Raw genomic sequence first — 12,044 nt, forward strand, 5'->3', positions numbered from 1 at the left:
CACATCCGATCTAAAAACTATCTAAGCTAAGCAGGATTCATGATCGAATTTTATTTTGTATATGAGTAGATACAATTTCTTCTTGTTTTTTTATAACAGATTGGTAGAAATGAAATGATCTGTTATATGTTTTTAGCCAAATTCTGTAGCTATTCAGCTGTCTATACCTCATCCAAAATAACAGCATCAAGCAAGTGTTCCGAATCGAAACACTTGTAAATCGTTTTGCATAGAAAGATTTTGACTGGATGGCGTATGACAATGTTTGTAACCAAAGAACTTAATGCGATGACACGACTGTTTCAAGACAGAGAGCCATCGCAATCGGTACAGGAACAACTACGTCTTGAATATGTCAATCTGGAAGCCACTTTATTAAGGGGCAAGGTTTTAAGAGATTTTTCTAAAGATAGCGTTGCTTATATTGCACAGTCTTCGATTGGCGAAAATGATAATAATCTAGGGTATTTATTTGCGCCATTTATTGTTGCCAATTTGAATCAGTCAGTGATTTATACAACACCTGTCGTGTCGTCAGTATTAGCAATTCTGAATCCCTATTTTCAGGCAGAAAAAAGTGTCAATCTTAAAATCGAAGATGTCATCCACAGCCTCAAGCTGTATATCGAGCTGGTCGAAGATGCAAAAGCAGAGCAAGATTTTCTGTTCCGTTGTTTAGTCAAAGCATTGTGTCGTACAGATATTTTTCATATTTTCTTGGTTACACATTTATCTTTAGATCAGCAACAGATTCAAATCCTAGAAGATTATTTTGATGTAAAAATTAATGTCATTCACGCTGATAAGACTGAAAGTATGCTCAATGATGAGTTGATCAATACACGAAAATTGTTATTTAAACACAAAGATGAACGGCATAAAAAACTCTGCATTTTATTTGCTCAGTTGAATGCTCCACTCATCGCAGAAATTGGTCAATTTAGCCAAGCCCAAGCGGCTCATCTGATAGAAGATATGTTTTATTCAGAACATATTTTTGAAAAGTTATCGGTCTATGCCGAATACATGCAAACCCGTATTCAAAATGGCGCCAGTTTTAAAATCTTGTCCACGATGTGATTGTATCGAATTTAATTTTAATATTTGAATAGGAGCAGACTCATGTCTCAGCAACAATCGAAATTCCCATACCTTGCAGTAGGAATCAGTATTCTATTAGGCTGTTTATTTCTTGTCTTTTTCTTTCTTGCTGTGAGCAATCAGCCCGATTATATGCCATCACAACAGAAACAGAATGCTTCGCAAGTTCAGTCATCCACAGCACTCCATAAATAATGAGCCATTATGGGAAAATATCACTTTTTTCTTACTGGTGATTAGAGCATTCACCAGTAAGTTTTTTTATTTTCCATGATTATAATATTTGCGTTTAAGTGTCATAACGTCGTGGTGTAGTTGACGTCCAACGTTTGAATGCACGAGAGAAGTTTTTAGTATTGCTATAGCCGAGATGATCCGCAATATTTTCAAGGGATAAATTGGGATTTTTCAGGAGTTGAATGGCTTTTTCACATCTGACTTTTTCGACAAGCTCCCTAAAATTTGTGCCTTCACTTTCTAGTTTTCTCTGTAAAGCACGTTCAGACATTTGTAGCTTTTTTAAAATTTCAGTTAAGGGACTAATACCCATCGCTTCGTCATAGATTAAATCTTGTACGGTGCGATTAAAACTATTTTGTTCTAATAACTTACGCAGTTGAGATTTACATTCCTCTCGTGCAAAACGTTCTGCGATCGCGTCCGAATGAAGTAAGGGAAGATCTAAAATTTCTTTTTTAAACTCCAGACGAGTCATCGGACGATTAAATCTAACTTCGCCAGGAATTAAGGGGAGTAATTTATCAAAATAATCGGGTTTGCTAAATTGAACATCTGCATAGCCTGTTAATTCATGTCCTGATATATTCTTCCCCATTTTGGCAAAGCCTAATAAAAGTGCAATTTGGATGATCTCATCTAAATAATAAGCTTCAGTCTGTTCAAATAAGATAACAGCATATTGATCTTGAATATCAAGTTTGATGGTGTGAATACTGGATTGAAGTGAAATGAATTCTTGAGCGATATTTAGTGCTTGTCCGACATTTGCAGCCAACATTGCTGCCATCCCCATCAAGCCATGACAGGTAATGGTCATTTGCATACCCAGATAAAAACCAAACTCTAAAGGTGGTACGTGGGTGAGTTCAAGTGCCCGTTTCAAAATGTTCATCACGATTTTAGCATCAGCACGCCATAACGGCTGTACAAGTTGATCAGGATCAAGACCTGAATCCTTTAATAATTCATTAGCAGAGATATTCCAACGTGAAACCACATCAACGATGAGGGCGATATACGTACCTGGAACGGTCTTTTCTACTTCTTTTTTCATCATAATTATGCTGTCGGAAAATGATACTAAAATGGCTTGCGAAGAACTATTACAGCATTTTTTTTTATTTAAAAATAGCCGCATCAGACATCTAGCTTTGCAGTTGATAATTCTATCGTTACTGCTATTTGATATGTCTCAATGAATTAAAAAAACGGCATTAGGATTAGTATGAAAAAAGGGATTTTGATTACAGCCTTTATCTCAGTATTTTCAACTGCTGCACAAGCGAAAGTTGATATTTGTGTATTCGATTTACTGGGTAAGGCGGGTGAGTCTTATAAAATTGTAGAAGAATGGGCTTTAGCTGCAAAAATATGGAATGCAGAGCTTAATCTCATTCCTTATCAAGATGAAGCCAAAGCACAAAACGATTTTGAAGCAGGGAAATGCGATGGCGTATCCATGACTTCAATGCGCGCACGTAAATATAATAAATTCGCAGGTTCAATTGATGCATTAGGCGCGATTAATAGTAATTCAATTGCACAAAAAGCGATTAGCTATGTATTAGACCCTCGTAATAAACACAGATTAGTGACAACTGTCGCTGGAGATCAGTTCGAGGTGGCTGCAATCGCTCAAATTGGTTTGGCTTATGTATTTGTCAAAGATAAAAGTATTAACACTATAGAAAAAGGCAAAGGCAAAAGATTTGCTTATTTACACTATGATCAAGCGCAAAAAATGATAGTCGATCGACTAGATTTGGTGGGCGTGCCTTCAGAAATTTCAGATTTTGCGAAGAAGTTTAATAATAACCAAGTCGATGTAATTGCAGCCCCAGCATATGCTTACAAGCCTTTAGAAATTAGTAAAGGTCTGGGAAGTAATGGCGCTATGTTTGATTTTCCTGTCATTAATTTAACAGGTGACATCATTATTCGACCTGAAAAATTTCCAGCAGGATTTGGATTGAAATCAAGAGCTTGGGCAACGAAACAGTTATCTAAAAACTTTGCCACCATTTCCCGTTTAGAAGCTGAAATTCCAGCGAAGTATAAACAAAGTCTTTCCAGTGAAGATAAACGCCGTTATCAACAAATGTTACGTGATGGACGAATGGAGCTGACCAAACTTGGAGTGTATGACCCAGTCATGATGGGGGTTTTAAAACGAGCACGCTGTACGGTTGAACGCACCAATTTTGAATGTTCATTGAGTGGTGAATAGCTCAAAGGTTTGTTTAAACATTGAAAATGCTACAAAGAAAAGCTGAGGTTCATATGAATGCGCACACGCAGCATCACAAACTGGTTGCACGATCTGTAAAGTTTGATTTTTCCAACTCTCCAGTGCAATGGATTCCAAATGATGCAATCTGTTCACACTTGATCAATGGGATTAATTTAATCTTACCTGCGGGGGAGTTTTGGTTCTGTCGTGTTTATAACAAAGCCTTACCTTATGTGAAAGATCCTATTTTAACAGATGATGTAAAAGGATTTATTCGACAAGAAGCAACTCATGCACGTGCACATCAAAGTGCTCAGGAATTTTTGAAACAGCATAACTATGATTTAGAACCTTCATTTAAAAAAATTAATTGGATTTTTAGTGTGCTACTCGGAGAAATTCCATTAGGGATTAAGGCATTAGATATTCAATCTTTGGCACACTTTTGGTTAATTACGCGTGTGGGCGTAGTTGCAGCGATTGAACATTTCACAGGCGCACTTGGGCAATGGTGTATGGATAACACATCATGGGACGATGCTGATCCTGTCATTGCAGATATGTTCCGTTGGCATTTAGCTGAAGAAGTGGAACATCGTTGTGTTGCATTTGATTTATTTAAGGAAATTCTACCAAATCCTGTACTTTTTTATCTTTATCGTCAGTTTTTAATGCTGCTGGTTTTCCCTATTTTTATTTATTTGCTAGCCGATATTGCACGTGATTTAGGTAAACAAGACCCTGATATGGGCATTCGAAAGATTTTTAATCGAAATTTTTGGAGATTATTGCCTATTTATCAAAAACAGGCAAAAGCAACCGACAATGGACCTACATTGACTTTTTTAACCCAAGCAACGATGCGTTGGATTTCCCCTCGATTTCACCCAGAAACAGAAGGCGATACACAACAAGCTTTAGATTATTTAGCACGTTCAGTGGCTGTTCAGGCACTGAAATAATCGTATTTATAGTGGCTAAGTAACCACTTCATTGAATGTTTTATAAGGAAACGAACGTATAGTTTGTTGAAGGATGGAAAAATGAAAAAGATTGTACTTGCAATCACAACTGCTTCAATTTTAAGTGTGTCAGCCTCAACCCAAGCTGCAATTGATGTCTGTGTTTTTGATATTTTGGGGAAATCAGGTGAAGCGTATAAAATGATGCAAGATTGGGCATTGGCAGCCAAAGGCTGGGGCGCTGATGTTAACCTGCTTGCCATTACGGATGAACAGGTTGCAGACAATAACTTTAAAGCAGGAAAATGCGCGGGCGTTGCAATGACCGCTATGCGTGCTCGTCCTTATAATAAATTTGTAGGTTCGATTGATTCTCTCGGCGGTGTACCAAGTGATGAGATTGCGAAACGTGCCATTACTTTTGTTTCAGATCCACGAAATGCTGCGAAAATGACGACTAATCTTGGGGGTAATAAATATGAAGTGGTCGGCATTTCGCCACTAGGTTCTGCTTATATTTTTGTCCGAGATAAAAGTATTAATTCAATTGAAAAAGCAGCAGGTAAGAAGTTTGCGGTATTGGGCTATGACGATGCACAAAAATTGATTGTACAACGTGTTGGAGCGCAAGCCGTACTTTCAGATATTTCTAACTTTGCTGCGAAATTTAACAATGGTCAGGTGGATATGATCGGTGCGCCTGCTTATGCCTATAAACCATTAGAGTTAAGTAAGGGCTTAGGCACTAATGGGGTCATGTACAATTTTCCTGTATTGCAAGTTACTGCAAATCTAGTGATTCGTCCTGAAAAATTCCCAGCAGGTTTTGGTCAAAAATCTCGTGATTGGTCGGTTAAGCAACTACCGAAAATCTTTGCAACGATCAAACGTTTAGAGTCAGAGATACCAGCAAATTATAAAATGAATTTAACAGCTGAAGATAAGTTGAAATATCAAAAAATGATGCGTGATGGTCGTATTGAATTAACTCAGCGTGGCATTTACGATGCGAGCATGATGTCTGTTTTAAAGAAAGCACGTTGCTCAGTGGATAAAGCAAATTTTGAGTGCGCTTTAGCAGGTGAATAAATCTACTCATTTTAATTAATGATAAATAAAGCTTAGGTCACTCTAAGCTTTATTTTTTGTATATAAGAAAAGCTATAAAACAAATCAAGAATAGAAAAGAAATACAATTCATGTTAATTCTATTTATAGATCAAAGCTTAGAAAAGTTCAGATAAAGGCAATACGATGGATAACTCAGAACAACCCATTCATAAGCAAGAAAATACCAGTTTTGCACGAATTGAACCTTATACCCAACCCGCAGGTGGATGGGGCGCATTACTGAGTGTTGCCCGCAACTTAAAAAGGCAAGATATTTTAAAAAAAGGTTCAATTACTTTACTGAATATTAATCAACCTACAGGTTTTGATTGTCCGGGTTGTGCGTGGCCTGAAAAAAAAGATGCGCATGCTTTTAACTTTTGTGAGAATGGTGCTAAAGCCGTTGCTTTTGAAGCCACCAGTAAAACAGTGACTCCTGAATTTTTTGCACAGCATACTGTGAGTTGGTTGGCTGAACAGAATGATTTCTATCTGGAAGACCTTGGACGTTTAACCGATCCGATGCGTTACGATCCTGTGTCAGATAAATATGTACCGATTTCTTGGGATGAAGCTTTTCAGCTGATTGCCAAACATCTACAGGCGCTTGATCATCCTGATCAAGCGGCATTTTATACCTCTGGTCGTGCCAGCAATGAAGCGGCTTTTTTGTACCAATTATTTGTCCGCAGCTTCGGCACCAATAATTTTCCAGATTGTTCCAATATGTGCCACGAAACCACCAGTGTTGGCTTAAAAGATGCGATTGGTTTAGGTAAAGGGACGGTCATTTTGGATGATTTCGATCAAGCAGATGCCATTTTTAGCTTTGGGCATAATCCAGGCACCAACCATCCAAGGATGTTGGCAACCTTAAGAGAAGTCTCTCGAAGAGGCGGTAATATTGTTGCCATTAACCCAATCAAGGAGCGCGGACTGGAACGTTTCCAAGATCCGCAAGCGCCGTTAGAAATGATGACCAATGGCAGTACCCCAATTAGTCGTTATTATTTCCAACCCAAAATTGGTGGGGACTATGCACTGATGTTTGGGGTGATGAAGCATTTACTGGAATGGGATAAAAAGGCACTCGCGAAAGGAAAAGCAAGCGTTTTTGATCGTAGCTTCATTGAAATGAATACCATTGGTTTTGACGAGATGTTGGCGGAGATTGATGGTACAGCGTGGTCTGAAATTCATAAGCATACGGGACTTTCACCTGAGCATTTAGAATCGATTGCCAAGATGTATTTGGATGCAAAAACGGCTATTTTCTGTTGGGGGATGGGGATTACTCAGCACCGTCATGGTACAGCCAATATTCATATGCTGGCGAACCTGATGCTGGCACGAGGGCATATTGGTCGTCCAGGGGCAGGTCTTTGTCCAGTACGTGGGCACAGTAATGTGCAAGGCGACCGAACCATGGGGATCAATGAAAACCCAAGTGATGCCTTGCTAGATAGTATTGATCGGGTATTTGGCATCAATTCACCGCGTAAACATGGCTTTGGTGTTGTCGACACCATCAAGGCGATGTATGAAGGTGATGTAAAAGTCTTTATTGGTTTGGGCGGAAACTTTGCGGTCGCAACGCCTGATACACCTTATACCCAAGAAGCATTACGCCGTTGTAATTTAACCGTCAACATTACCACCAAGTTGAATCGTAGCCATCTGGTCTGTGGCAAAGATGCGTTGATGCTACCTTGCTTAGGGCGTACTGAAGTAGATATGCAAGTGCATGGCGCACAAGCAATTTCGGTGGAAGATTCGATGTCGAATGTGCATCTTTCAGCAGGGCGTAATCCACCGATTTCTGAAAATATCTTGTCTGAACCCGATATTGTGGCGCGTATGGCGGAAGCCGCTCTACCTGAGAGTAAGGTGAAATGGCGTTGGTATATCGAAAGTTATGACCGTATTCGTGATTCGATTGCCGAGGTTTTTGATGAATTTCATGATTTCAATCAACGAGTTTATCAACCAAGTGGTTTCCATTTAGAACATCCTGCCAATCAGCATGTCTGGAATACACCAAGTGGTAAAGCCCAGTTTTTGATTACACCACTGGCCGAAGTTTACGAAGACAAAGAAAATCAGTATGCAGCAGCCTATAGTGAGCAACAAGTGTATACCTTGATGACCACTCGTTCGCATGACCAGTACAACACTACTTTATATGGTTTGGATGACCGTTATCGCGGTGTATTCGGGCAACGCCGAGTGTTGTTTATGAATCAAACCGATATTGATGCAGCAGGTTTTGAAGCCGACCAATGGGTTGATATTGAGAGTGTATTCTCGGATGGGGTGAAACGGATTGTACACAGTTTCCGTATTGTGCCGTATAACATTCCGCAAGGCAGTCTGGCAGCGTATTATCCAGAAACCAATCCATTGGTGGCTTTGGGTAGCCATGACAAATACGCCAAAATTCCAGCGTCAAAAAGCATTCCTGTGATTTTGCATGCAGGTAATGCACCAGCACATTTTAATTTGAATGTTGAAGTTGACCCCGAGCATGCCAATGAACGCGTCAGTAGCGCATAGCTCGAATCAGTGATGCAAATGAGGTAAGTGTGGATACAAAAACACGAGGTTATGAAACGATGCAAGTGCATCGTTTCCATCGCGATGTCTCTGAAAATGAACTGGATTATATTGTCCAAGAGTATCCTGTTGCCTTAATTTATAATGGTATTTCACATGCCGTGATGATGGCAACACCATCGGATATTGAGGTCTTTGCCAAAGGTTTTAGTCTCTCGGAAGGGATATTACAAAGTTTAAGCGAGCTGTATTCACTGGAGATTCGTCAAAATGAATTGGGGGTTGAAGTGGATATGACCATTTCATCCCGTGCTTTCATGGCGTTAAAAGCGCATCGACGTATGATGGTTGGGCGTACAGGTTGTGGCTTATGTGGTATTGAAAGTCTAAAGCAACTCTATGCAAATCTACCTGCGGTGAGTACCCACGTTTCTTCAACATGGTTAAGCCAAATTCCAAATGCGATTGCTCAATTAAAAGTCAGACAAAAAATCAGTGAACTCACTGGTGGAGCACACGCCGCAGCATGGGTCGTGAAAGGGCAAATCGTAGCGTTATTTGAAGATGTTGGTCGGCACAATGCCTTGGATAAATTATTAGGTTACTTGGCTGAACAGAAAATGAATGTTGCAGATGGTTTTGTGGTGATGACCAGCCGTGCCAGTTATGAGCTGATTCGTAAATGTGCGCAATACAATATTGGTCTATTGGCGACCATTTCGGCACCCACCAGTATGGCAATTGAGATGGCAAAACAATTAAATCTCACCTTAGCCAGTTTTTGCCGTGGTGAGAGCTTTGTTTTATATACCTAATAATGGTAAAAATTTGTGATTTGCTTGATTTCTAATGCATTGATTTGTGTAGGATATAAGCATTAAGATTTTTTATTCTCAAATATTATGAATACACCTTTAAGACCTCAACCTGTGATCAATAATCTTTCAGGTGAAAATGCTTTATTTATCGTACTTGGTATCAATACCAATCCTGATCATTCAGGGGTGATCGATTTTCTCGCTAATTTTTCAGCGTTGGTCCGCAGTTTAAGCAATCGTTTTCCAAACAGTAATTTTAGTGCTTCGGTTGGAATCGGCTCAAATGCTTGGGATTTGTTGCTCCCCAATTTAAATAAGCCGAAAGAGCTGGCACCATTTCAAGAAATCAAAGGGCCAAGTCATACAGCGGTAGCAACAGCAGGCGATTTATTTTTTCATATTCGCGCCAATCAAATGGCAATTTGTTATGAACTTGCCTCAATTTTGCATGAGCAATTAAAAGAGGATACCTATCCAATTAGTGAGACCAAAGGTTTTAGATATTTTGATGGTCGCGCGATTATTGGCTTTGTGGATGGGACTGAAAATCCTGAACACGAAATTGCCAAAGAGATTGCCTATGTCGGAGAAGAAGATGCTGAGTTCCTTGGTGGCAGTTATGTATTTATTCAAAAGTATTTACATAACATGGAAATGTGGAAAGGCTTAAGTACTGAAGAACAAGAAAAGGTGATTGGTCGAAAGAAATATGATGACGTCGAGCTTGGCGATGATGTCAAACCACAAAGCGCACATAATCTCGCAAGTAAAGCGCATGATGCGGACGGGAACGAGCTTAAAATCTTAAGAGCCAATATGCCATTTTCTAATCCAACAGAAGGAGAATATGGCACCTTTTTTATCGGATATTCACGTTCTTTTAATATCACCAAAACCATGCTGGAGAATATGTTCTTGGGCAAGGAAACGGGACATGTCGATCGCTTACTTGATTTTAGTACCGCAGTTTCGGGCAGCTTATTCTTTGTGCCAACTTTTGATTTTCTTGAAGATTTAGGCGAATAAGTTTAATCCGCTGAAATAAATCGGTTTATTTCAGCGGAAAATATTTATTGGCCCATCAAATATTGTTGTAACTGGTCGCGGAATTGATCCGAGATACGACCTGATTTTTGCGTGCTGAAATCAAAATACACCTGAACAGCCTTGCCACGTGCAACGCAATGCTCATTTTGCCAAGCTTCATGCGCGACAATAAAAGAAGAATTGCCGATATGCTCAATCCATGTTTTGATTTCGATATCGGCGCCGTAATAGATTTGAGCAACAAAATCGACTTCCACCCGAGCGAGAATCAAAGGCAGATTCTTGATCTCCATACTTGGGTTGAATAAGCGAAAAACAGGTTCACGTGCAGTTTCAAACCAGCCTGTAATCACGGTATTGTTGATATGTCCAAAAGCATCAGTTTCATAGAATCTGGGTGTAATCGAAAGTGTAAACATGGATTCACTGCTATTTTCTGATTTAAACCTAAACACTATAAGGGCTGAGTCTTTAAAAATCAGCCCAAATTATAGACTTAAGCGTTTACGAATGCCGAGATAATCCACCACCTAAAGCTTTATACAATTCAATTTGATTATTTAACTTAGTTTGTTCAAGCATGAGCAAGCCTTGTTGTGCCGTATAAGCAGAACGTTGTGCATCCAATACAGTCAGATAACTATCAATACCCGCTCTAAATCGAGCCGTTGATAATTTATAAGTGGTCTCTGTAGCAGAGACTAAACGACGTTGTGCACTCAAACGTTCCTCAATATGGGCATGTGCAGCCAACGCATCATTGACCTCACGAAAAGCGGATTGAATGGCTTTTTCATAATCTGCCAGTGCAATTTGTTGTTCAGTTTCTGAAATTTTAATATTGGCTTTACGTGTCCCCCAATCGAAAATGGGTAGGTCGATACTTGGTCCAATTGACCAAGAAAAACCACCTGATTTAAATAAATCTTTAAGATCTGTCGATGCATAGCCCGCTGAACCTGTCAGGCTAATCGTAGGGAACATACGTGCTTTGGCTGCACCAATATTGGCTCCAGCAGCACGTAATTGATATTCAGCAGCTTTCAGATCTGGACGGTTATTCAGTAAATCACTGCTTAAGCCCGTTGCAAAGCTGCGTTCAACACTAATCGTTTTTACGGCTTGATTCGGCAAGAGGTTTTTAGGAACCGATTGACCAGCCAATAGATCCAGTAAGTTTTGTGCTTGTGCCACTTGAGTTTTATAGGCGGCAACATCATTTCTTGCAGTTTCAACCGATATCTGTGCTTGACGCAGTGGAACCTCGCTATCAATTCCGACATCAAAACGTTTTTTATTCAGATGATAAGAGTCGAGCTGTGCATTTAAGGTCTGCTCAGCCAGATTTAAATTGGCCTTTGCATAGGCATAATTCAACCATGCTTGGCTGACCTGACTCACCAGACTAATTTGAGTGGCATCTTTAGCACTTTGGGTGGCAAGGTAATTATTCAGAGCCGCATCTTTTAAACTTTGTACACGACCCCAAAAGTCTAACTCATAAGCTGTCATTCCTAGACCGACTTGAAAAGTTGAATAAGGATTGTTTGGGTTCACAGATGGATTCACCTGTCGAACAGCACTGCCATTTGCCCCAATAATAGGTAACTGGTCATTTTTACTGATCTGATATTGTTGCTGTGCACGCTGAATATTCAGTGTTGCAGTACGTAAATCACGGTTGTGATTTAAACTGATTTCAATCACTTGTAATAAGCGCGGGTCAGAAAAAAATTGTTGATAACCTCTATTGGCAATTGAATTTCCAGTTGTGGTTTGATAAAAATTTTGTGGAATATCAGATTTGATCACAGGTTTTGGTGCCTGCAGATTCATACACGCCGTCAAGGCAATTGAGAGCATAGAGACAAGCAGGCCACGAGATAAGACAGCCGTTTTAGACATGGTCTTCTCCAAATAAGAAGAGGATAAATACTGAGGAGGAGTCAGAGGAAATCCGTTGATTTCCTCTGCTCTATGTCA

11 protein-coding genes are annotated in these 12,044 nt (G+C 39.7%); 8 read left to right on the plus strand and 3 right to left on the minus strand.

What is annotated here, in order from left to right; translation table 11 throughout:
• The first annotated feature begins 255 nt into the window (after positions 1 to 255).
• Both AC0JIQ_RS06500 and AC0JIQ_RS06505 read left to right on the plus strand, forming a co-directional pair.
• A complete protein-coding gene (locus AC0JIQ_RS06500) occupies positions 256 to 1,080 on the plus strand; it encodes a hypothetical protein (protein WP_474203021.1) in 825 nt (274 codons plus the stop codon).
• 42 nt (positions 1,081 to 1,122) lie between these two features.
• Positions 1,123 to 1,296, plus strand: coding sequence for a hypothetical protein (locus AC0JIQ_RS06505; protein WP_346511959.1), 174 nt, complete (start codon positions 1,123 to 1,125; stop codon positions 1,294 to 1,296).
• A 94-nt stretch (positions 1,297 to 1,390) separates the two neighbouring features.
• Here the strand turns inward: AC0JIQ_RS06505 and AC0JIQ_RS06510 are convergent, their stop codons facing one another.
• A complete protein-coding gene (locus tag AC0JIQ_RS06510; protein ID WP_474203022.1) occupies positions 1,391 to 2,398 on the minus strand; it encodes a helix-turn-helix domain-containing protein in 1,008 nt (335 codons plus the stop codon).
• 168 nt (positions 2,399 to 2,566) lie between these two features.
• Between AC0JIQ_RS06510 and AC0JIQ_RS06515 the strand changes: the two genes are divergently transcribed.
• The 6 genes from AC0JIQ_RS06515 to AC0JIQ_RS06540 all read left to right on the plus strand — a co-directional run bounded on the left by AC0JIQ_RS06515 (position 2,567) and on the right by AC0JIQ_RS06540 (position 10,040).
• Positions 2,567 to 3,568 (plus strand): putative solute-binding protein, encoded by a 1,002-nt coding sequence (locus AC0JIQ_RS06515; protein WP_004662666.1) that lies wholly within the window; start codon positions 2,567 to 2,569, stop codon positions 3,566 to 3,568.
• Between the two features lie 53 nt (positions 3,569 to 3,621).
• Complete coding sequence (locus tag AC0JIQ_RS06520; protein ID WP_474203023.1) at positions 3,622 to 4,533, plus strand: metal-dependent hydrolase; 912 nt, start codon at positions 3,622 to 3,624, stop codon at positions 4,531 to 4,533.
• Between the two features lie 81 nt (positions 4,534 to 4,614).
• Positions 4,615 to 5,622: a putative solute-binding protein gene (locus tag AC0JIQ_RS06525; RefSeq protein WP_004662661.1), complete on the plus strand. Its 1,008-nt coding sequence runs from the start codon at positions 4,615 to 4,617 to the stop codon at positions 5,620 to 5,622.
• 165 nt (positions 5,623 to 5,787) lie between these two features.
• Positions 5,788 to 8,196, plus strand: coding sequence for an FdhF/YdeP family oxidoreductase (locus AC0JIQ_RS06530; protein WP_474203024.1), 2,409 nt, complete (start codon positions 5,788 to 5,790; stop codon positions 8,194 to 8,196).
• 29 nt (positions 8,197 to 8,225) lie between these two features.
• A complete protein-coding gene (gene fdhD, locus AC0JIQ_RS06535; RefSeq protein ID WP_474203025.1) occupies positions 8,226 to 9,011 on the plus strand; it encodes a formate dehydrogenase accessory sulfurtransferase FdhD in 786 nt (261 codons plus the stop codon).
• A gap of 87 nt (positions 9,012 to 9,098) precedes the next feature.
• On the plus strand, positions 9,099 to 10,040 hold the full coding sequence (locus AC0JIQ_RS06540; RefSeq protein WP_474203026.1) for a Dyp-type peroxidase: 942 nt from the start codon (positions 9,099 to 9,101) through the stop codon (positions 10,038 to 10,040).
• Positions 10,041 to 10,084: 44 nt separating this feature from the next.
• On the opposite strand, the gene AC0JIQ_RS06545 is transcribed toward AC0JIQ_RS06540, so the two are convergent.
• Together AC0JIQ_RS06545 and adeC are read right to left on the minus strand one after the other, a co-directional pair.
• Positions 10,085 to 10,480, minus strand: a complete 396-nt coding sequence (locus AC0JIQ_RS06545) for an acyl-CoA thioesterase (protein ID WP_474203027.1) — start codon at positions 10,478 to 10,480, stop codon at positions 10,085 to 10,087.
• 85 nt (positions 10,481 to 10,565) lie between these two features.
• Positions 10,566 to 11,966, minus strand: a complete 1,401-nt coding sequence (gene adeC, locus AC0JIQ_RS06550) for an AdeC/AdeK/OprM family multidrug efflux complex outer membrane factor (protein WP_474203028.1) — start codon at positions 11,964 to 11,966, stop codon at positions 10,566 to 10,568.
• Positions 11,967 to 12,044 lie beyond the last annotated feature (78 nt).

It is taken from the genome of Acinetobacter sp. FB (assembly GCF_056033405.1).